Source organism: Collinsella sp. LCP21S3_A9, from assembly GCF_052118785.1.
Lineage (GTDB): Bacteria > Actinomycetota > Coriobacteriia > Coriobacteriales > Coriobacteriaceae > Collinsella.
Genome location: NZ_JBQKGN010000008.1, coordinates 89,714 through 110,942, shown reverse-complemented (window position 1 = coordinate 110,942; position 21,229 = coordinate 89,714). Strand labels below are relative to the sequence as shown.

18 protein-coding genes are annotated in these 21,229 nt (G+C 60.6%); 7 read left to right on the top strand and 11 right to left on the bottom strand.

Features of this window, described 5'->3' with window-relative positions; translation table 11 throughout:
• Positions 1 to 419: 419 nt before the first annotated feature.
• A complete protein-coding gene (locus ACTQ05_RS05240) occupies positions 420 to 1,499 on the bottom strand; it encodes a 6-phosphofructokinase (protein ID WP_154514896.1) in 1,080 nt (359 codons plus the stop codon).
• Between the two features lie 140 nt (positions 1,500 to 1,639).
• A complete protein-coding gene (locus tag ACTQ05_RS05235) occupies positions 1,640 to 2,725 on the bottom strand; it encodes a carcinine hydrolase/isopenicillin-N N-acyltransferase family protein (protein ID WP_441063019.1) in 1,086 nt (361 codons plus the stop codon).
• 161 nt (positions 2,726 to 2,886) lie between these two features.
• Between ACTQ05_RS05235 and ACTQ05_RS05230 the strand changes: the two genes are divergently transcribed.
• A complete protein-coding gene (locus tag ACTQ05_RS05230) occupies positions 2,887 to 4,272 on the top strand; it encodes a M18 family aminopeptidase (protein WP_441063020.1) in 1,386 nt (461 codons plus the stop codon).
• Between the two features lie 285 nt (positions 4,273 to 4,557).
• Here the strand turns inward: ACTQ05_RS05230 and ACTQ05_RS05225 are convergent, their stop codons facing one another.
• From ACTQ05_RS05225 to ACTQ05_RS05215, 3 genes are all read right to left on the bottom strand, one after another.
• Complete coding sequence (locus ACTQ05_RS05225) at positions 4,558 to 5,499, bottom strand: D-2-hydroxyacid dehydrogenase (RefSeq protein ID WP_441056356.1); 942 nt, start codon at positions 5,497 to 5,499, stop codon at positions 4,558 to 4,560.
• Positions 5,500 to 5,622: 123 nt separating this feature from the next.
• On the bottom strand, positions 5,623 to 6,510 hold the full coding sequence (map, locus tag ACTQ05_RS05220) for a type I methionyl aminopeptidase (RefSeq protein WP_441063021.1): 888 nt from the start codon (positions 6,508 to 6,510) through the stop codon (positions 5,623 to 5,625).
• Positions 6,511 to 6,679: 169 nt separating this feature from the next.
• The gene (locus tag ACTQ05_RS05215) at positions 6,680 to 7,456 is read right to left on the bottom strand and encodes a radical SAM protein (protein ID WP_441063678.1); all 777 of its coding nucleotides are present in this window, start codon (positions 7,454 to 7,456) and stop codon (positions 6,680 to 6,682) included.
• A gap of 236 nt (positions 7,457 to 7,692) precedes the next feature.
• On the opposite strand from ACTQ05_RS05215, the gene ACTQ05_RS05210 reads away from it, so the two are divergent.
• Entirely contained in the window at positions 7,693 to 8,490 is a 798-nt protein-coding gene (locus tag ACTQ05_RS05210) for an alpha/beta fold hydrolase (protein WP_441063677.1), read from the top strand.
• Positions 8,491 to 8,701: 211 nt separating this feature from the next.
• A complete protein-coding gene (locus ACTQ05_RS05205; RefSeq protein WP_441538200.1) occupies positions 8,702 to 10,582 on the top strand; it encodes a diguanylate cyclase in 1,881 nt (626 codons plus the stop codon).
• A gap of 71 nt (positions 10,583 to 10,653) precedes the next feature.
• Here ACTQ05_RS05205 and ACTQ05_RS05200 read toward each other — a convergent pair whose 3' ends face one another.
• The 6 genes from ACTQ05_RS05200 to ACTQ05_RS05175 all read right to left on the bottom strand — a co-directional run bounded on the left by ACTQ05_RS05200 (position 10,654) and on the right by ACTQ05_RS05175 (position 17,405).
• A complete protein-coding gene (locus ACTQ05_RS05200; protein ID WP_427793644.1) occupies positions 10,654 to 11,463 on the bottom strand; it encodes a gamma-glutamyl-gamma-aminobutyrate hydrolase family protein in 810 nt (269 codons plus the stop codon).
• An 87-nt stretch (positions 11,464 to 11,550) separates the two neighbouring features.
• Positions 11,551 to 12,315, bottom strand: a complete 765-nt coding sequence (locus ACTQ05_RS05195; RefSeq protein ID WP_117840240.1) for an amino acid ABC transporter ATP-binding protein — start codon at positions 12,313 to 12,315, stop codon at positions 11,551 to 11,553.
• A gap of 36 nt (positions 12,316 to 12,351) precedes the next feature.
• Positions 12,352 to 13,185 carry an amino acid ABC transporter permease gene (locus ACTQ05_RS05190; RefSeq protein ID WP_427747661.1) on the bottom strand — a complete coding sequence of 278 codons (834 nt, stop codon included), beginning with the start codon at positions 13,183 to 13,185 and terminating at the stop codon, positions 12,352 to 12,354.
• A complete protein-coding gene (locus tag ACTQ05_RS05185; RefSeq protein ID WP_154514877.1) occupies positions 13,182 to 13,841 on the bottom strand; it encodes an amino acid ABC transporter permease in 660 nt (219 codons plus the stop codon). The genes ACTQ05_RS05190 and ACTQ05_RS05185 overlap by 4 nt, the downstream gene beginning before the upstream one ends.
• Positions 13,842 to 13,979: 138 nt before the next feature.
• Positions 13,980 to 14,975, bottom strand: coding sequence for a glutamate ABC transporter substrate-binding protein (locus tag ACTQ05_RS05180; RefSeq protein ID WP_154514875.1), 996 nt, complete (start codon positions 14,973 to 14,975; stop codon positions 13,980 to 13,982).
• Between the two features lie 648 nt (positions 14,976 to 15,623).
• Positions 15,624 to 17,405: a 1-deoxy-D-xylulose-5-phosphate synthase gene (locus ACTQ05_RS05175; RefSeq protein ID WP_441538198.1), complete on the bottom strand. Its 1,782-nt coding sequence runs from the start codon at positions 17,403 to 17,405 to the stop codon at positions 15,624 to 15,626.
• Between the two features lie 227 nt (positions 17,406 to 17,632).
• Between ACTQ05_RS05175 and ACTQ05_RS05170 the strand changes: the two genes are divergently transcribed.
• From ACTQ05_RS05170 to ACTQ05_RS05155, 4 genes are all read left to right on the top strand, one after another.
• Positions 17,633 to 18,169: an HD domain-containing protein gene (locus tag ACTQ05_RS05170; RefSeq protein WP_441538196.1), complete on the top strand. Its 537-nt coding sequence runs from the start codon at positions 17,633 to 17,635 to the stop codon at positions 18,167 to 18,169.
• A gap of 3 nt (positions 18,170 to 18,172) precedes the next feature.
• Positions 18,173 to 19,192, top strand: coding sequence for a putative ABC transporter permease (locus tag ACTQ05_RS05165; RefSeq protein WP_441063672.1), 1,020 nt, complete (start codon positions 18,173 to 18,175; stop codon positions 19,190 to 19,192).
• Between the two features lie 198 nt (positions 19,193 to 19,390).
• Positions 19,391 to 20,668: an ammonium transporter gene (locus tag ACTQ05_RS05160; RefSeq protein WP_441063671.1), complete on the top strand. Its 1,278-nt coding sequence runs from the start codon at positions 19,391 to 19,393 to the stop codon at positions 20,666 to 20,668.
• Positions 20,669 to 20,820: 152 nt separating this feature from the next.
• A complete protein-coding gene (locus ACTQ05_RS05155) occupies positions 20,821 to 21,159 on the top strand; it encodes a P-II family nitrogen regulator (RefSeq protein ID WP_117629936.1) in 339 nt (112 codons plus the stop codon).
• The last annotated feature ends 70 nt before the right edge of the window (positions 21,160 to 21,229 follow it).

The following is a 21,229-nucleotide window of genomic DNA, read 5'->3' as shown; positions in this document are numbered from 1 at the left end:
TTGCTTTTTGCCCGCAGGTACCCCCAGAGGCGGCGTGCAAATTCCGGAGAATTCAGCATTCCGGAGTCCACGAGTATGGGAGCGGGCGCACAAAACTGCGCTGAAAGCCCTGATTCTGAGCTCCCAACGCCTCAAGAGCCGCTCGTTTTTACAAGATGCGGCCCATGGCGCCTGCCTTTCGCCCAAAATTCAGTATGCTGGCACCCTCGGCTGCTGAAAACTCCCAAAAATGCACGGCGCCTCCTGCCCTAGGCACCCGCAGCAAGAAGACGAATAGCCTCGGCGAGCATGTAAACGCAGGGCCCTCCGACCCCGACCGACGATTTCGATTGGCGACCTTTGACGGAGTCAAGGGAGGAGCCAAATCGAAATACGTCGGGCGGGGTCGGAGGGCCCGATGGGATGGATTTCGGCCGAGGCTATTCGTCGCCGAAGCTGATGCCCAGCGCCTTGGCCTCGCGTACCAGGTCGCTCTGGGGATCGACAAACTTGAGCTTGCCGGCGACCTCCTCGAGCGGCATGTGGCACATCTTGCCGTCACGCAGGGCAATCATGTAGCCAAACTCGCCGCGTAGGCAGCCCAGTGCCGCCTCAACGCCGCACTGGGTCGCAAAGATGCGGTCCTGGGCGTCGGGCTGACCGCCGCGCTGCGTGTGGCCGGGGATGGCGACGCGGGTCTCGCGACCGGTCTTGGCCTCGATTTCCTTGGCAATGTCGTAGACAATCGACGGACTCGTGCGCTCGGCGAGCTTCTTCTTGTACTCCTTCTTGGGCAGCGCCGCGTCCTCCTTGGAGATAGCGCCCTCGGCGACGGCCACGATCGTAAAGCGGCTGCCGGTCTCCATGCGATGCTCGATGGTCTTGATGACGTTACCCATGTCGTAGGGAATCTCGGGAATCAGGATGACGTCCGCGCCGCCCGCGACGCCGGCGTACAGCGGGATCCAGCCAACCTTGTGGCCCATGATCTCGATAACGAACACGCGGCCGTGACTCGAGGCGGTGGTGTGGATGTCGTCGATGCACTTGGTGGCGACGTCGATGGCGCTCGTAAAGCCAAACGTCATTTCGGTGCCCCAGGTGTCGTTATCGATGGTCTTGGGCAGAGCGATAACGTTGAGGCCCTCTTCGCGCAGGCGGTTGGCGGTCTTGGTGGAGCCGTTGCCGCCCAGCATAAACAGGCAGTCGAGTTGCAGCTTGTGATAGGTGTGGACCATCGCGGGCACCTTCTCGACACCGTCGGCCTCGGGAATGTCCAGGCGCTTGAACGGCGTGCGGCTCGTGCCCAAAATGGTGCCGCCGCGGGTGAGGATGCCGCTGAAATCGGCGGGCGTCATGACGCGGAACCTGCTGTAGATAAGGCCCTGGTAGCCGTCCTCAAAACCATAGATCTCGATAGGTTCTTCGCTATTGGTCATAAGCGTTTTGACGATGCCGCGCATGGTGGCGTTGAGCGCCTGACAGTCGCCGCCGCTGGTAAGAAGACCGATCCTAAGCATGATGAATCCTTCCGGGCAAGTTATAACATGCGCATAAGTTTACCCCCGCACACTGTTGATACGGGGGTAAAACGTGTTAGCTCAAGCGTATAGAAATGTAAACAACGTCAGGCGAGCGTAAGGTCGACGGGCCTGGCTCCTTACAGTGCGAAGGCGTCGACGTCGCCCCAGTGGCGGCGCAGCGTAATAGCGGCGGCGGGTTCGGTATTGTCAAAGACGACCGACCATTGCGTATTGCTGGTGATGTCTTCCGGATTGGGCTCTTGCGCTGCGGCGCGCAGGGCTTCCCAGGCAATCGTTTCGTCCTGGGCACCGACATGGGCGTCAAGGACATCGGCAATTGCGACGGCGCGCTCTTTACCATGGCCCAGCTCGCCGTTCTTTTGGTTGGGCAGCACTTCGTCGCCATAGCAGGGGTAGAAGTTCGTAACCTGGCGTACAGGAGTCGATTTGAAAGCGCGGTCCGGATCGTGCGGATCCCACTCTGCTACGCGCGCGTCACCGGTGGCGTCGTTGATAAAGAAGTGATAATCGCGTCCTGCCATGGCGTGCATGTCGTAGGCGGAAAGCAGGTCGACAGCTTCTTGCGTGGTGGCGGCACGGTCGAGCACCAGACGGATGGCGAGCGAGGTATTGATGACAGGGCGTTGCGTGTCCTGGTCACAGGGCTTGGAATCCAGGGTGAGTACGGCAACGGACACGCCGCATTCGTTAACACCGTCGAGCTGGGCAAACGGACCCATGAGTGCGGCGGCGCGTCCGGCGACGGAGTCAAGCGGAGTGTTATCGCCCAGGTTGTTAAGGGCGGCAAACCCGATGGAGGTATAGCCGCCGCGTGGGTGATTGCGCACCAGCAGCGCCGAGGTGTCGTCCTTAAAGTCGTAATTGCGACCGGTGCGCACGCGGCCTTCGGCATCTACGGCGACAAAAGCGCTGCAGGCAAACTGGGGAGCCTGGACATGTGCCGGCACACCGGGCAGCACCTGCGCCACCACGGCATCGATGTAGGCCTGGTCGTCGCGCACGCCAGCGGCGATGATGCGATCAAGATCGTAGTCGTAGGCGATGTCGATTGCGTACAGGTCATAGCCATCCGCGTAGCCGGTCAAGCGTTTGAGCGACGCGGCGGACTTGATTTGCTTGCGGTAAAGGATACCGGTGGCAGCGGCAAGGCCGACGGCGACTCCCGCGACACCGCAGGCGATGGCAATGTTACGTGGCTTCATGACGGCTCCTCTCGTCCTGTTAGCGTAATTATCGCAAAAGGAGCGCGGGCATGATGGCTCAACCTGGTGAGTGGCACGGGATTAAACATGGAATGAAGAGTGCGGCGCTGGCGTGGCGGGGTATGCTGGAGGGGACCATCAACCCAGCGAAAGGGGAGAGCATGACGGATCAGGAAACGCCCGAGCGCGCGCATGTGACGGCCGACGATATCGAGGCCGCCAACGACCTTATCGACTTTATCGAGGCGTGCCCCAGCATGTTCCATACGGCAGCGACCATTATGGCCGAGCTCGACGAGGCGGGCTTTACCTACCTGCCCGAGAACGCGGCATGGGACATCGAGCCGGGCGGGCGTTATTACACGCAGCGCAACACCTCGAGCGTTATCGCCTTTAAGGTGGGCGAGGACCTGGCCGCGACGTGGGGCGAGGACGGCGTTGCCGGCGACTATCATTTTCAGCTCACGGCGTCGCACAGCGATTCTCCGACGTTTAAGGTCAAGGCCGTGCCCGAGCTTGACGGCGCGGGCGAGACGCTGCGCCTGAACACCGAGGCCTACGGCGGCATGATCGACTACACCTGGTTCGATCGCCCGTTGGCGCTGGCTGGACGCGTGCTGGTGCGCGAGGGCGGCCGTATTGAGAGCCGCCTGCTTGCCACCGAGCGCGAGGTCGCTATCATTCCGAGCCTTGCTATCCATATGAACCGTGGCGTCAATGAGGGCTTTGCACCCAACCGCGCCGTCGACTTGTGCCCGCTCATCAGCGCCGGCGAGCTTAAGCAGGGCGACTTTGATGCTCTGATCGCCGACGAACTGGACGTCGAGCCCGAGCAGATTCTGGGCCGCGATCTGTTTCTGGTCAATCGTCAGGACGCGCGCATTTGGGGCTGGGCCGACGAGTTTATCTCGACGCCCAAGCTCGACGACCTAGCCTGCGCCTACACCTCGCTGCAGGCATTTTTGGGCGCCGAGAATGCGCATGACATCTCGGTCTTTTGCTGCTTCGACAACGAGGAAGTTGGCTCCGAGACCAAGCAGGGCGCCATGTCGACGTTCTTGGCCGATGCGTTGCGTCGCATTAACGGGTCGCTGGGCTTTGATGACGAGTCGTACCACCGTGCGCTTGCCGCCTCGATGCTCGTGAGCTGCGACAACGCGCACGCCGTGCATCCCAACCACGCCGAAAAGTGCGATGCCCACAACCAGGTCGTGCTCAACGGCGGTATCGTCATCAAGGAAGCCGCCAACCAGCACTACTGCACCGATGCCTTTAGCCGCGCAGTGTTCCAGGCCATCTGCGATGACGCAGACGTGCCCACGCAAGCCTTTGCCAACAAGAGCGATATGGCGGGTGGCTCCACGCTCGGCAATCTGTCCAATATGCAGGCGAGCATGCACGCCGTGGACGTGGGCCTGCCGCAGCTGGCCATGCACTCGAGCTACGAGACCGGTGGCGTGCGCGACGTGATGTACGCGATCCGTGCCCTCACGGCTTTCTACGAGCGCGACCTAAACATCAACGGTGCCGAAAGTGTGGAGCTTTAAAACCTGCCAAAAAAGGACGGGTTTATTTTGGCAGGTTTTATCTGGGCAAATGCCGCAATGTCAACGGTAAGACGGAGCTGCTAAGGCTTGCAGATGAAGCCGACGCCAGCGGAACCGCCGCAGGTAGAGCAAAAGTCAGCGAGAGCCCGCCGTTTGAGCCAAGGTGCCGTGAAATGAAGAGGCGCTGACCTTCTGGTCGCGCCTTTGAAATTGAACGGCAGATTGGCCAAACGGCGGGCTCGCAGCGTCGAGGGGTTCCGGCGTTTGGTAAAACGCCGGAACAATCTAATGCTCAATCCAACAACGTAAAGTTTCGCCGGCCAGCAGGTGACGCAGATTCTCCGCGGCGATGTCGACCACGTTATTGAGCGTGGCGGCCAGGTGGAACCAACCCGAGACGTGCGGCGTGATGAGCATGTTGGGTGCATCCCACAGCGGGCTTGTGGCGGGCAGCGGCTCGGGATCGGTGACGTCGACCGCGGCGCCGGCGAGATGTCCCGATTCCAGAGCGGCAACCAGGTCGTCGGCGACCACAAGATCGCCGCGGCCGCCGTTGGCAAAGAACGCGCCCGGTTTCATCGCGGCGAAGAACTCGGCGTTCGCCAGACCGCGGGTCTCGGGCGTGCTGGGCATAAAGGATGCGACGATGTCGGCCTCTGCCAGGCGCTCAGACAGGGCATCCATGCCGTCCATGTCCTCAAACACAATGGGGTAGACGAGCGGATGGCGCTTGATGCCGCGGACATGCGCACCCATGCTGCGGCAGAGCGTGGCAAAGTGGCCGCCGATATCGCCTGCGCCCAGCACCAGCACGTTGGCGTTTTTGAGCGAGGTGACCGGCCCCAAATCCTCCCAGCGATGCTCGCGCTGCAAGTCGTGATAGCCGGGCAGGCGCTTCATCATGGAAAGGACCATGGCAAACATGTGCTCGCTCACGGCCTGACCGTAGGCGCCGATCGAGCAAGACAGCTTGGCTTCAGCCGGCACGGTGCCGGCGGCAAGGTAGTCGTCATAGCCGGCGGTCTGCAATTGCAACAGCTGGAGATGGTCGCATGCCGTGAGCATGTCAGGGTCGATGTTGCCCAGGATCACGTCGGCATCGGCGACCTGTTCGCGCGTGATATCGCCGGCGCTCGTGTAGATAAAATCCTCGCCCGGAGCGCTCGACTCAAGAATTGCACGATGGCGGTCGTTGACGGGCAGCAAAACCAGGATGTTCACAAGCATTCCTCTCCGCTCAACCTGCCAAAAAGGGACAGGTTTATTTTGGCAGGTTTTATCAGGCAAAACGTTCAAATAAAACGCCGGATGTAAGACGAGCGTGCCCGTCAGCATCCGGCGCATCTACGGCTACCAGCTCAGCAGCTCGTAGCCGTCCTCGGTCACCACGAGCTGTACCTCGCACTGGGCCGAGTCGCTGCCGTCCTTGGTGCGCACGCACCACCCATCGCCCTTGCTAATCTTAATGTCGGGTGCTCCGGCGTTGACCATGGGCTCGATAGTAAAGACCATGCCCGGAACCATGATAGTGTCCACGTCGGGCGCCTCGGTGGTAAAGCCCACAAACGGGTCCTCGTGGAACTCCTTGCCAATGCCGTGGCCACCGTACTCGCGCACCACGCTAAAGCCGGCGTCCTCGACCGTCTTTTGTACGGCCTCGGCCATCACGGAGAGCGGCAGCCATGGCTTGACGGCTGCCAGACCCGCCTCCACGCTGGCGCGGGTGACGTCGACCAAGCGCTGGCGCTCGGCCGAGACCTTGCCGATGCAGAACATGCGGCTCGAGTCGCTAAAATAGCCGTCTAAGATCGTTGAGCAGTCCACGTTGATGATGTCGCCCTCGTGCAGTACGTCCGTATCGCAGGGAATGCCGTGGCAGACTACGTCATTGATCGAGGTACACACGCTCTTGGGGTAGCCCTCGTAGTTGAGGTCGGCCGGCGTTCCACTATGCTCGACGGTGTAGTCGTAGATCATCTGGTCGATCTGGTTGGTGGTCATGCCCGCGGCGATATGCTCACCCACATAATCGAGCACGCCCACGTTGATGGCGGCCGAGCGCTTGATGCCCTCGATATCGGCAGGCGTCTTATAGAGCGTGCGGGGCAGGACGTTCCAGCCCTCTTCCCACAGGCGCTCGAGGCGCTCATCAAAGGAGCTGTGACATTTCTTGTATTTTTTGCCGCTGCCGCACCAGCAAGCGTCGTTGCGGCCAGGCACGGGTCCATTGTCAAACATGGCTAACTTCCTTTCATTCGCAGCTAGTATAGCCCACCCGCAGAGCAGCTAATTTGGGACGGGGCTTTTTTGACTGCTTTTGTCCGCGCGGCCTTGCGCCGCCCATATCGCTCCCAAAAGCAGTCAAAAAAGCCCCGTCCCAAATTAGCTGCTCTTGGGCAGACGGGTGCTAGTAACTCACCTGGCAGGGGATGCCGAGGGCGCGCACGCGTGTGGCAATCGCGTCGAGCGCCTCGGGAGCCGCTTTAGCAAGGCCGGCGACTGGTGTCTCGCGCGCCACCGTGTAGATGGTCGCCTCCTGCGGACGAATGCGCTCAAGCGCCGCGAGCCAGGGGGCAACGTACTCCTCGCCGGTGTTGTCGATGGGCTTGCCCTGATACTCACCGGTCAAAAAGATCGTCTGAATGATAACGTGACCGTCAAAGCTCGCGAACGTCTCGATCTGGTGCTCGACGTCGTAGGGACCAACGGGCTGGTCGAGCAGCTGGATAAATGCCGGATCGACCGTATCGAGCTTGAGGATGTTGTCGTCGACCATCATGAGCGCATCATGCACCTGGGGACGGTCGGCGCGCGTGCCGTTGGAAAGCACGGCAATCTTGGTGTTCGGGGCCAACTGGTCGCGAAGCGCGACAGCGCCGGCAATAGCCTGCGGGAACTCCGGTGCGGCGGTGGGCTCGCCGTTGCCGGCAAACGTGATTACATCGGGCAGCTCACCCTCGACCGTCATCTCGCGTAGTTTGGCTTCGAGTGCGTCGAGCACCACGGCAGCCGTGTTGTGTGGCTCGTGGCAGGGGCGTTCGGCGTTGAGTCCGTTTTCGCAGTAAATGCAGTCAAAGGTGCAAATCTTGCCGCTGGCAGGCATCATGTTGACGCCGAGCGAGAGTCCAAGGCGTCGGCTGCGGACGGGCCCAAAGATGGGGCTGGCATTCAAAAACGTAGACATAGGCATATGCTCCTCGGGACAGTTGCACTTAAGCATAGCATTGGCCCCCGTGCCAATCGCGGGTCTGGACACTGTTGTCTAAGCCGAAACTGTGCAGTCTGGTGAGTTTTCGGAACCCTATCATGAAAGGGTGCGAGTCGGGTACAGTAAACGCACTTAAGTATGCGCAACATGGCGCCAGACTATCCAAGTCGCACCTCGGTGCGGCCTGATGGCGTTGACGATAGGATCACAACATGGATTTTACGGTCGAAAATGCGGGCACCACGATTGCCTGCCGCGAGTATGCCGGCCCGGATGTATCGTCCGATGCGCCCGCCTTGGTGTGCGTGCACGGTGCGTGCGTCGACGGCACATTTTTTGACGGCATCGCCCACGAGCTCACCCGTGACTATCGCCTCATTGCCTATGACCGTCGTGGTTGCGGCGAGAGCGACGATGCGGCAGACGGACGCTACGATCTGGCAGTTCAGGCTGCCGACCTGCGAGCTGTTATCCAACATGCCGGCGCCCCGGCAAATGTCCTCGCGCACAGTGCCGGTACGCTGGTGGCCCTGGAGCTTCTCCGTGCAAACCCCGCCATAATCTCGCGTGCGATTCTGCATGAACCTGCCGTGACGGATGAGGGCGCCGGCCTGGGCGCGGCCCCGGTTTTGCTCGAGATGATCGCTGCGGGAAAGGTCTCCAGGGCGTTACGGGCCTTCCTTGGCGCCATCGGCGATTCGGACCCTGAGGCCCCCAAGTTAACCGAGGCAGAAGCCAAGCATGCCCTGCGCAACGGCCGCAGTTTCATGGCAAACGAATACGGGATTACTATGACCTGCGTTCCCGATTGGGATAGCGTTCGCGCGTCGAAAACGGTGGCCGCCGTGCTCTTGGGTGAACTCTCGATTGGCACGCCCCGCGAGGCGGGCACGAGGATGGCGGCTGAGCTTTTGGACTGTCCACTCGTAATGGTTCCCGGCGCGCACAACGGCCTGCGCGATCGCCCGGCAGCGGCTGCCCAGACTGTTCGTGGCATCCTGGGGCTCTAGCGCTTGCAATAGCCGAAACAGCCTTCACCCGCAAACGTTTCGGCCGTGTTAACAAATGTGCTCAAAACCTCACGTCTGCGGCTTCAATCGCGTCGCCTGCCAACTCATAAAAATGTAACAGCATTCACGTGCTTACCTGCATCGGCAAGGTGTTACCCTTGTAACAATTGGAACCCATCGCTACCATGCGAAACTATCGAAAGGGCCCCATATGCTCAATAGTCACGAGGCCAATCTAACCGACGAGGAGGCTGCCGCTGAGGTCGCCCGCGTCGCGAAGACCTACCCCGTGGTGCGCCTGCTTTCTGCCGAACAGATTAAGAGCGAGCCTAACTGCCTACTCGCCGGCGACCGCTGCCCTTGTCTGCGTCAGTCGAGTCTTGAGGCCTTGGAAGACTCCGATGAGGTATCGGAGCAACTGCTCAACGATGGTGTTGAGTACCGCGCCCGTCTGCGCCCTCTAAAGGTCGAGGGCGAGCCTCGCGTCCTGCTGATGGTGCGTCCGATTGATGAGCAAGAGGCCACAGAAGAGGACCTTGCCTACACCGACGTGCTGACGAGTGTGCGCAATCGCCGATATTACGAGGAAAAGCTCCGCAACGCCCGCATGAATGCCGGCGTTGCGGTGATCGACCTTGATGATTTTAGGGTCGTCAATGATACGTGTGGCCGTCATGCCGGCGACCTTGCGCTCGGTGCTGTGGCGACAGCCATACGCAGCGGAATTCGTTCGACTGACGAGCTTGTGCGCTATGGCTGCGACAAGTTTGTGGTCGTCATGCCCAATATTCCCTCCGATGACTTCACCCGTCGCCTGCATCAGGTATCCGATGCCGTTCATGCCACGATTATTCCGGGCCATGAGTACGTGAGCTTGACGGCATGTGTTGGTGGCGTTCGCATTCATGGCGAGACGGTCGATGAGGGCGTTGGCCGCGCTGTCCAGTTACTGAGCCACGCTAAGACAAAAGCCGGTACGGTCGTGACCGATGCCGATTCCATCGAGGCCTTCCAAAGCCAAAAGCCCCTGGTGCTGATTGCCGACGATTCCAAAGTGAGCCGGTCCATCCTCGGTGAGATGCTCAAGGACGACTATCGCATTCTAGAAGCCGATAGCGGTCGCGCCACGCTCGATGCGGTTGACCGTTATGGTGGCGACCTGTCCCTCGTGCTGCTCGATATTGTCATGTCGGACATGAGCGGCTGTGAGGTGCTGGCCGAGCTTTCGCGTCAGGCAGCCCTCGATAGCCTACCTGTTATTGTGATCTCGAGCGAAGACACCGACGACGTGGTGTTACGTGCTTACGATTTGGGCGCCTCGGACTATATCAGTCGCCCGTTCGATGACCGCATTGTGCGTCGTCGCGTCAACAATATTATTCGACTGTATGCCAAACAGCGTCGTCTGATGAGTCTGCTGTCGCAGCAGTACAATGCGCGCGTCAATAACAGCCGTATACTCGTCGACATCATGGCGAGCGTCATGGAAGTCCGTAATGGCGAAAGCGGCAGGCATGTCACGCATATCGAGAAGTTGACTGAGCTGCTGCTTGGCGACTTGGCGCGACGGAGCGACAAGTACTCTCTTGGCAACGAGGAGCGTTCTTCGATTGCGTTGGCGTCGGTGCTGCACGATATCGGCAAGATGTCGATCGACGATGCGATTCTCAACAAGCCCGGACGTCTGACGCCCGAAGAGTTTGAAATAATGAAGACGCATACTACCATTGGCGCCGACATGCTGCGCAATCTGGGCAGAAACCATGAAGGAAGTGCCCTTTTGGACTATGCGTACCAAATCGCCCGCTGGCATCATGAACGTTGGGATGGTACGGGCTATCCTGACGGTCTTAAGGGCGACGATATCCCCATTGCCGCTCAGGTGGTCTCGGTGGCCGATGTGTACGATGCGTTGACGAGCGTGCGTGTGTACAAGGACGCCATTTCGCAAGAAGAGGCGATTCGGATGATTCTGGACGGTGAGTGCGGCGCTTTCAATCCGCTGCTTATCGAGTGTCTGCTCGAAGTGCGCGATCGCATTGCCGAGACGCTGGAGCGCCCTGCGGACGTTGTCGCGTTCCCTTCGGTTTAAGCTAGGCAAAGGGGCGCCCCGTCGGACCATGTGGCCGGCGGGGCGTCCTTATCTGTTGTGCGGTTCGCGAACTAGCGGGCCTGCTTTACCTTGGCCGCCGCCTCGACAAACGACTTCCACAGGTTAAAGTCGGTCTCGAGCGTCTGCCAGGTGTACTCGGGATGCCATTGCACACCCAGGCAGAAAGGCTGGCCTTCGACCTCGATGCACTCGGGAACGCCGTCGGTTGCCTTGGCGACCAAGCGCGTGCTCTTACCCAGACGCTCGACGCAGCAGTGGTGTGCGGAGTTGGTCTGGATCAGCCTGTGCCCGCCAACCGCGCGCTCCAGAAGCGAGCCCGGCACGACCTCGACGGGATGCACGGGGTCGTTGAGCACGTGGGTATGGCGCCACTGCGTGCGGCCCTCGCGCGCGCCCAGGCTCGGTACGTCCATGCACAGGGTGCCGCCAGTGGCGACGTTGAGCAGCTGCGTGCCGCGGCAGGTGGTAAAGAGCGGCTTTTTGGCGCGGAGCACCTCGTCGACCAGCTTAAACTCAAAGCTATCGCGGATCTCGCAGCAGAGGGTGGGGTCGTAGGGTCGATCATCGCCCCAACGTTTGGGATTGACATCGGGGCCGCCGGGAATAGCGATGCCGTCGGCGATATCGACGTAATGACGGATGACCTCAATGTCCTCGGTGATGGACATCTGCAGCGGCAGGCCGCCGGCGGCAAGGATGGCATCGACAAAAACACTGGCGATTTCCTCGTTGGGGGAGAGCGTCTCGCTCAAAAACGGCTTTGCCTCTTCCCAACGCGGCGCCACCAGGATGAGCGGACGGTCGGAGGGGGCAACGTCGACGTGCGGGGTATAGGACGAGGAAGTACGTGTTCCGATCATGGATGCTGCTTTCGAATCTGAAGGTGACAGGGCGCATGAGAGACGTGGGACAACACTTTCAATGGATTTGTCCCACGGGGTTGCTGGTTAGTGGCCCTTGATGGAGTTGAGGAAGTCCTGGGCGCGCTTGGTCTGGGGGTGGTCGAAGAACTCGTCGGGCGTGCCGGTTTCCACGATTTGGCCGTCGGCCATAAACACGACGCGGTCGGCCACGCGGCGGGCAAAGTTCATCTCGTGCGTAATGACGATCATCGTCATGCCCTGCTGGGCCAGACGGACCATGACCTCGAGCACCTCGTTGATCATCTCGGGGTCAAGGGCGCTCGTGGGCTCATCAAAAAGCATGGCCTTGGGTTGCATGGCAAGCGAGCGGGCGATGGCTACGCGCTGCTGCTGGCCGCCCGAGAGCTGTGCGGGCACCTTATCGGCCTGTTCGGCAACGCCCACGCGGCCCAGCAGGTCCATGGCGCGCTCGCGAGCCTCGTCCTTGGAGACGCCCAGCACGTCGACCGGTCCCAGCATGACGTTCTGCAGCACGGTCATATGTGCGAACAGGTTGAACTGCTGAAACACCATGCCCAGCTCGGCACGCATACGGGCAAGGTCCTTGCCTTCCTGCGGCAGAGGCTCGCCCTCGATGAGGATCTCGCCCGAGTCGATGGTTTCCAAGCGGTTGATGGTTCGGCACATGGTCGACTTGCCCGAGCCCGAGGGGCCGATCACGACGACGACCTCGCCGCGGTCGACCGAGAGATTGATGTCGTTGAGGACGTGCAGATCGCCATAGTGCTTATCGACGTGCTTGAGCTCGATCAGCGGCTGATTGCCGGTGGAAGAGGTGCTCTGTGCCATGGTGCTCGGCTCCTTATGACTGGAAATGGTAAAGCGTTAGCGGATGATGGTCGCGCCGGTCTTGTGCGAAACGTAGACAGCGGCCTTGTTGATCGCGACGTTGATGAGGATGTAGATGACCGCGATTACCAGGTAGACCGACACGAGGGCGTCGTAGTTGGTAATGAGCACGCGGGCATTTTGCATGAGGTCGGGGTAGCTCACCACGTAGGCGACGGTGGTGTCTTTGACTACGACCACAAGCTGCGAAATCAACGACGGAATGATAAACCGAATCGCCTGCGGCAGCACGATTTTAAAGGTGATTTTAGCTTTGGAGAGACCGAGCGCTTGGGCTGCCTCGACCTGCCCGCGCGGCACGGCGTTGACGCCCGCGCGAAAGATCTCGGCCAGCACGCCGGCTGCAGCGAGCGCGACGGGGAGCGTGAGCATCCAAAACGACGGCAGCGCAATTTTGTACTGAGGCAGCACCAAAAAGAAGAAGTAGATGAACAGCAGGCTCGGTACGCCGCGGAAGAAATCGGTGAGCACGCGGCAGACCAGCTGCAGCGGCTTAATGTCGCTGGTGCGGCCGAGCATAAGGGCTAGGCCCAACACCAGCGCGATGGCGCCAGCGGTGAGTGCGACTTTAACGGTGCCCTCAAAGCCGGCAAGCAGGAACTTCCAGGTGGTGAGGTGCGTAAAGAAATACCAATAGTGGACCGAAAGCTGACCGGTCACATAAAAGCGCTGCAACACGAGGACGGCGAGCGCGGCGACGGCAACAAGCGAGATAGCGGTGCCGATGCGAATCTTGGCGCGCATCTTGGGGCCGGGAGCCTCGTAAAGCGCATCGCGCATGGTGAGCGCAGAAGAGGAGTGCTTGCTCATCGGAGGATCCTCACCTTCTTATCGATGTAGTTGCCAATGTGGCTCACCACAAAGGCCGTGCCCAGGTAGCCGAGCGCCGAGATAAAGAACGCGGCGACGCCGCCGAGCGAGCGCGTGTTGATGTAGCTCACCACGCCGGTGAGCTCCTGCGGTTGAAGCGGTACCTGGCTGCCGAGTGCGGTGGTGAGCATGACGGCGATAAAGAGGTTGGTCATGGGCAGCACGCTCGAGCGCAGCGCCTGCGGAATCACGATCTTGGCGAGGATACGGCTGAAGCTCATGCCGAGCGAGCGCGCGGCTTCCACCTGGCCGACGCCGACGGTGTTGATGCCGCTCATAAAGTTCTCGGAGCCAAAGGCCGAGCCCAAAAGGACCGTGGCGACGATAACGCAGGTGCGGTAGGGCAGGACGACCTTGAGCGGCGGCAGCGCATAGACGACGATGATAAGCAGCGCGATGCCGGGGATGTTACGGAAGACCTGAACATACAGGTCGCCAAAAATGCGCAGCGGCTTGAGCGGCGACACGCGCATCACGGTGACAGCGACGGCCAGCACCATGGCGATGGCAAACGACTCAAGCGTCATGCCCCAGGTTGCTAGCAGCGCGTCGATATAGTTCTGGCCATAGAGCGACCAGAGCTCGGAGAGACTCATGCGGACCTCCCGCCGATAAGGAAAGGGGCTCCCGTGTGTACGGAAGCCCCGACAACTCAGTGTGGAAACAGTTTAGCGCAATAAAGCGCATCGTGCGTTTCCGTATGGTTTCGTAGCGGCCGTTACTGGGCTCGCTGTCTAGGCGCCGATCTCGGGCAGCTCGGGAACGTTGGTGTCGCCCGTGCGATCGCCGATGCAGATCTGCCACAGCTCGGTCCAGGTGCCATCGTCCTCGATCTTCTTAAGGAAGTCGTTGACAAAGGCGACGCCGTCGGAATCGAGCGGCAGGCCGATGCCGTAGGGCTCTTTGCTGCCGAAGGGCTTGCCGGCGATCTTGTACTTACCGGGCTCGCGGACCAGGGCGCTCTGCTGCATGTTGTTGTCGATGACGTAGGCGTCAACGCGGCCCTGCTGAAGTGCCTGGCGGGCCTCCTCGTCGGTCTTGAACTCCTGCTGGCTGGCCTTGGGGGCGAACTCCTCCAGGATGGCGGGGCCGTTGGAGCCGGACTGGACGGCGACGTTCTTGTCGGCCAGGTCGTCGACGCTCTTGATGTCGTCGTTGTCGGCGAGCACCAGGATGGCCTGCTGGGTGTAGTAGTAGGGGCCGGCAAAGGAGACAAGCTTCTTGCGCTCATCGGTAATAGTGTAGGTGGCAAAGACGGCGTCGACCTGGCCGTTCTGCAGGACGGACTCACGCGTGTCCGAGGTCACCTGGGTGATCTCGACCTTGTTCTCGCCCAGAATGTAGTTGGACAGGAGCTGCGCGATGCCGGCGTCGAAGCCACGGGTCTTGCCGTCCTTCTCGTTGAGGAGGGAGAAGAGCGTGGAGGTCTGAACGCCACCGATCTTAAAGACGCCGGCGTCCTTGACGGCCGTGGCCCAGGTGCTGGCGGCGATGGCGTCATCATCGGCCTTGGGGCCGTTGTCGACGAGCTTGTCGAATGCCTTGGCATCGAGCGTGGTGGAAGCCTCGGTGTCCTCGGGGCTCTTGGAGGAGCCGGCGGCGGAACCCTTGTCGGCCTCGGCGCTGGTGTCGGAGCAGCCGGCAAGACCAAGGCCGGCGACGGTTGCAAAGGTGGCGGCGATGAAGCCGCGACGGTCGAAAACGACCTGCTGGGAGAGGTTCTTGCTCATGGTAGAACACCTTTCTCAATAAAATCCCTAGCGGTTGAATAGAGTTATACCCTATCGCGCTCAAATGGGTCAACACGAAATAACTCAGAAACATACTTACCTTATGGGTAATTCTACCTACCAAAAAGGGACAGGTTTATTTTGGCAGGTTTTATCTGGGCAAACGTCAGTTATTGCAGCTGAGATAGCGTTTTGCGGACGGCATGGTCGCTCGCGGCGGTCGCTATAATGGCGGCAACGCGACATATATAAGTAAGGAGATCGCGTATGAACGGCTATTCGTTTTTCGCGCCGACCATGACTTAAAACTACCACAAAGGGGACGGGCACCTTTGTGGTGATTCTTGCAGATGTGGCGGCTTGCCTCGCTGTTTTGTCTCGATCTGTAACATCTGCAGCCATTTTTGCCGAGTAACTGTTACAGATTGAGATTTTCTCTTTAGGGGGACTTGAGTGTCTCGATCTGTAACATCTGGACGGACAAAAGGTCTCTATCTGTTACAGATTGAGATAAACAACAGGGGCAAAGACGGTTTGTCTAGATCTGTAACAATTGGGCGAGGATTTGTCCTCTAGGTGTTACAGATCGAGACAATTGAGTTGGGAAAATAAAAACCTCCGCAGGGGTGCTTCCCTTGCGGAGGTTTTCTACTCGTTCAGCAGGCGTACCGCTTCGGCGGCCATATTCTCAACCGTCATGCCGTTCTGAGCAAGCAACTCGTTGGGATCGTAGCGGTCGGGAAAGCCCTTGGCGATGCCAAAGGTGCGCGTGCGCACGGGCGTGCAGGACAAGTAGCACGCGACGCGCTCGCCCCAGCCACCGTCCAAGATGCCGTCCTCGAGGGTGACGACAACGCGATGCTCGGCGGCAAGGCCATCGAGAGACTCGCGGTCAAGCTCGGTTGCAAAGCGCGGGTTGACGAGCGTGGCCTCTATGCCGTATTCGGCAGCCAAGCGGTTTGTCACGCGCTCGCCCAGCTCAAAGAAATCGCCAAGCGCGAGCACGGCAACGTCGCGGCCCTGACGCACCACGTCGTAGCGAACGGCGCTGTAGTCGGTGTCCTCGGCGGGCGCCAAATCGGGGCGGCTAACCAGGCCAATGCCCGGAACGCGGATCGCCACGGGATGCTCGCGGTGGTCGAGCGACCAGCTCAGCATGGACAGGTATTCCTCCATGCAGGCCGGTGCCAGATAGCGCATGTTGGGAAGTCCGCCCAGCATGGATATATCAAAGAACGAGAGGTGCGTCTCGGAAGTGGTGCCAAAGATCGACGCGCCAAACACCAGGATAGTTGCGGGGGTGTCGTTGAGGCACAGGTCGTGCCACAGCTCGTCGTAGGCGCGCTGCAAAAACGTGCCGTACACACCAAAGACTGGCTTGGCGCCCGAGCGCGCAAGCGCGGTGGCAAAGGTCACGGCGTGCTCCTCGGCAATGCCCACATCGACGAACTGTTTGCCGGCGGCAGCGCGAAGCTCGGGTGTAAAGCCCATGATGTAGGGCGTGGCGGCCGTGATGCCCACGACCTGCGGATCGCGCTCGATGGCGGCGCTGAGCGCCTCACCCGTAATGTCGGCATAGGTGCGCGGCGCAGGCTCGCTCGGATGGCCCGGGCAGAGCTTGCGCCCGGTTGCCATGTCAAACGGACCCACATGGTGCCAGCGCTCGGGGTCGCTCTGGGCTGGCTCAAAGCCCTTGCCCTTGGCGGTGGAGACGTGCAGCACGATGGGATGATCGATATTGCGCAGTTCCTGCAGCGCGTCGACGAGGGCTAACACATCGTTACCGGTGTCCAGATAGCGGTAGTCGAGCCCCATCGCGCGGAAAACGTTGCGCTCACAGGCGCCGTTGCTGGCGCGCAGTTCGGCCAGATTGCGATACAGGCCGCCATGGTTTTCGGCGATGGACTGGTCGTTATCGTTGACGATGATGATCAAGTTGCTGTCGAGCTCGGCGGCGTTGTTAAAGCCCTCAAACGCCAGGCCGCCCGAAAGCGAGCCGTCGCCAATAACGGTAATGACGTTATACGTGTCGCCCGCCAGGTCACGAGCGTGCGCAAGGCCGCAGCCCAGGCTCACCGACGTGGAGGTATGGCCCATGGCAAACAGGTCGTGCTCGGACTCGTCGGGATTGGCAAAGCCAGAAGCCTCACCATAACGCTCCGGATCGATATAGGTGTACGCGCGCCCCGTCAGCGCCTTGTGGGCGTAGGTCTGGTGCGAAACGTCAAAGACAATCTTGTCGATGGGGGAGTTAAACACGCGATGAAGCGCAACCGTAAGCTCAACGACGCCCAGGTTGGGGGCAACGTGCCCACCGACGGCGGCGGAGCTTTCGAGGATTGCCTGGCGGATCTCGCCGCAGAGCAGCGGAAGCTCGGCGCGGTCGAGAGCCTTGACGTCCTCGGGCGTTGTCGTTTGCGTAAGCAGCATCGTTGTGGGTTACTCCATGCGAATCGAGCGCCGGCGCTCCCTCGGCCGGCACAATTGCACAAAACAGTCTCGCACATTTTGGCGTTTGATATGTGACGGCGGCGCGGTAATTCGCCAACTGGTGGGGCAAAACGCTTTGTCCGATGCCATACTGGTAGATTCGATGATGATTTATTCAATGCGTGCAGGCTGTGGCTTGTCGCCGTGTGTCGCTGGAAGGAGGCAGCATGTCCGATGTCGTTCGTGCCGAGAAAATCGCGCACGAGGTCGACTATGCCGCCCGTCAGCTCGCCCAGGCGGGCCGCTTGGACCTGACGCGCGAGTTTATCCAGCATGGCGATGTGACGGTCTATGCACATGTGACTTCGGTAGCGCGGGCGAGCCTGTCCTTTGCCGAGCGCTTGGGCCGTGTCGGTATCTCGGTCGACCGCGCCTCGTTGCTGCGCGGGGCCCTGCTGCACGATTACTTTCTCTACGATTGGCACGATCCCGACCCAAGCCATCGCCTGCACGGATTTCGGCATCCGTTTTTTGCCCTGGCGCGTGCGGAGGAAGATTTTGAGCTGACGTCTCGCGAGCGGAATATTATTGTGCGGCATATGTTTCCGCTGGTGCCGGTGCCGCCGACGTGTCGTGAGGCATGGATTGTGTGCCTGGCGGATAAATGGTGTGCTCTGCGCGAGACGATCGCCGGCCGTCTGCCGCGCAAGGACGAGGCAGACGATGGCGTGAGTGAAGAATCGAGCGAAAAGAGGAGAGGGTAGACGGTGGGGACCGCGATCGACATGGCATTTGACGGCGCGACGCTTGCCGCCTGTCCGCTCTCGGCACTGGTGCTCTCGTTTGCCTTTTACGGGTTTTGCGGTTGGGCATGGGAGTCAACAGTCTGCGCCATGCTCAACCAAGGACGCTTTGCCAACAGCGGATTCTTGCTGGGGCCGTGTTGCCCTATCTATGGTGTGGGCGGCATAGCCTGCTGGCTTTTGCTGCGCGGGATTCCGGATGCCTCGAGCCAATTTGTCGCCGCGGCGCTTGTGTGCAGCGTAATCGAGTACAGTGTGGGCCTTCTATTGGAAAAGACAACAGGCGCACGCTTTTGGGACTACTCGCACCTGCCGTTTAACTTGCACGGACGTATCTGCCTGTACTGGGCCTGCGCGTTTGGCCTGGGCGCGTTGTGCATTTGTCGTTTAGTGGAGCCGGCATTGCTGGGGCTGCTTGGCCATCTGCCGGTGCTGATTGTGCGGCTGTCCGCCTTTATCGTCGCGGTCGCGATGATGGTTGATGCGGTGTGCTCGTTGGCGAGCTGGCAGCGTCTGTCCGATCAGCTGGAGCGTGTGCGCGCCGACCTTGCCGACCGCATCAATGAGTCGCTTGCCGATGCCTCGGACTCCATGCTCGAACGTATTCCCGATTCGACGATTGACTCGGTAGCGCAGACGCATATCCGTAGCCGCGCCGTTAACGCGTGGCTGGCCGAGCTGGGCGACGCGGCGCTCGATGCCCTTCGTGAGAAGGCTTCGATGCCGACGTTTATCTCGGATGGTGCTCGCGGCCTGGCGCTTGCCGCCCGCCGCGTGGCCGATGCCGCGCCGAGCATGCCGCGTCCGTCGCTCAGTCGTCGCCTTGCCGGCAAGCGCATGAGCCGTCCGGTGCCGAGTGTGTCGCTCAGCCGTCGCGACCTGCGCTTCTTCAATGCTTTCCCGCGCTTGCGTATCAATCGCTACGAGGGTGTCATTCGAGCAACTAATCTCCGCGACCGCGCCCACGAGCTGTTTCGGCGCTAGCCGGGATGGGCGCGCACACGGCTCCCTTGCTCGCGTATTTCCCGTTCGTTTCGCTTCCGTTGCCGCGCCGTTTCCAAGATTGCGGCACCGTTTCCATTCGACAACGCAGCGTTTAACAACGCCGTATCTGGTCTACACCAGTTGCCCCTCGGCCGCATTATGGGCGCCGACAACGTTCATGCGACCAAAGGGGAGCGAATGTACGATACGGGATCGACAACGTTTATGCTCATCTGCACCATGCTCGTGTTTTTAATGACACCGGGTCTGGCGTTTTTCTATGGCGGCCTGTCCAGGCGCAAAAATGTCATCAACACCATGCTCATGTGTTTTGGCGCCATTGGCCTGGTTGGTGTGCTGTGGATTGTCGCCGGCTGGTCGCTGGCCTACGGTGGCGATGGTTCCAGCCCGTTTATTGGAGGCCTTGACCAGCTGCTGTGCTTGCCGGTGCTCAACCAGGTGCTGCAGGCGGCCGAGGGCAATGCTGCGGACGGTGCCGTCTACCCTCAAATCATCAACATCGCCTTCCAAATGGCATTTGCCATGATCACGGCTGCTATCGTCACGGGCAGCCTGGCCGGCCGCATTAAGTTTGGTGCCATGACGGCCTTCCTGGGCATTTGGCTGCTCGTGGTCTATGCGCCGCTCGCTCACATGGTCTGGGGCGGTGAGGGTTCCTTTATCGGCGACATCATCGGCGCGCTCGACTTTGCGGGCGGCGACGTGGTGCACATCTCGTCCGGTCTGACGGGCCTGATTCTCTGTTTAATGCTTGGCCGTCGTCGCGGCTTTGGCATGGTGAGCTACCGCCCGCATAACGTGCCGTTTGTGGCGCTGGGCGCCGGCCTGCTTTGGTTTGGCTGGTTTGGCTTTAACGGCGGCAGCGAGTTTAAGGCCGACGCTGTGGCCGCGCTCGCCATCCTCAACACCGTGACGGCCAGCGCGGCGGGCATGGTCTCGTGGCTTGTCGTCGAGCGCGTGCATACCGGTCGCCCCACGCTGGTGGGTGCCAGCACCGGTCTGGTTGCGGGCCTTGTGGTGGTCACGCCGGGTGCGGGCTTTGTCGAGCCGTGGGCAGCGCTGGTCATGGGCCTGATCGTATCACCTGTCTGCTACCTGGCTATCAGCCATCTTAAGACCAAGATTGGCTACGACGATGCGCTCGACGCGTTTGGCTGCCACGGCATCGGCGGCATCTTGGGCGGCGTGCTCACGGGCCTGTTCTGCGTGCCGGAGCTCTCGTGGACCGGTAAGGGCGGCCTGTTCTACACGGGCGACGTGTCGCTGCTCATCTCGCAGATCTTGGGTATTGTGGTGACGGTCGCTATTGTACTGGTGTTCGATTTGGTGATCGCTGCGGTGGTCAAGGCGCTGTTCCACGGTAGCCTGCGCGTGGACGAGGCGGACGAGGCGCTGGGCCTGGATGCGAGTCAGCACGGCGAGAGCGCTTATCCTTCGTTCTCTGGGCTCGATTAGCAGCACGGCTTTCCCAGGCACCTGACCTTACCCCTCAAACCGTCGCTTGCGTACCGAAGTACGCGGCGCTCCTCTTTCGGGGCAATCTCGGGCACCTCGAAAACCCGCGTCGTTGAATGGCAATTCATTTCTTTTATTGAGAGGAATTCACTATGAAGAAAATTACGGCGATTGTTCGTGCCGAGAAGCTTGAGGTTCTTAAAGATGCGCTGTTTGCTGCCGATGTTCGTGGCATGACCATCAACCAGGTGCAGGGCTGCGGTGCGCAGCATGGCTGGAAGGAATACGTGCGCGGCAACGAGTTGCTTGTCAACACGATCCCTAAGGTGCAGTTCACCCTCATCTGCGCCGATGAGCATGTCGACGGAATTGTCGACATCATCTGCAACGCCGCCCGCACCGGCGCCGTCGGCGACGGCAAGATCTGGGTCGAGCCGGTCGAGGAAGTTATCCGCATCCGCACCGGCGAACACGGCCCCGCCGCGGTGTAGAATCGACCGCCTGACGGGTGTGCTTCTCTTGGGGCGCGCCCGTTCTCGTCTACAATATCGTGCAGACGAA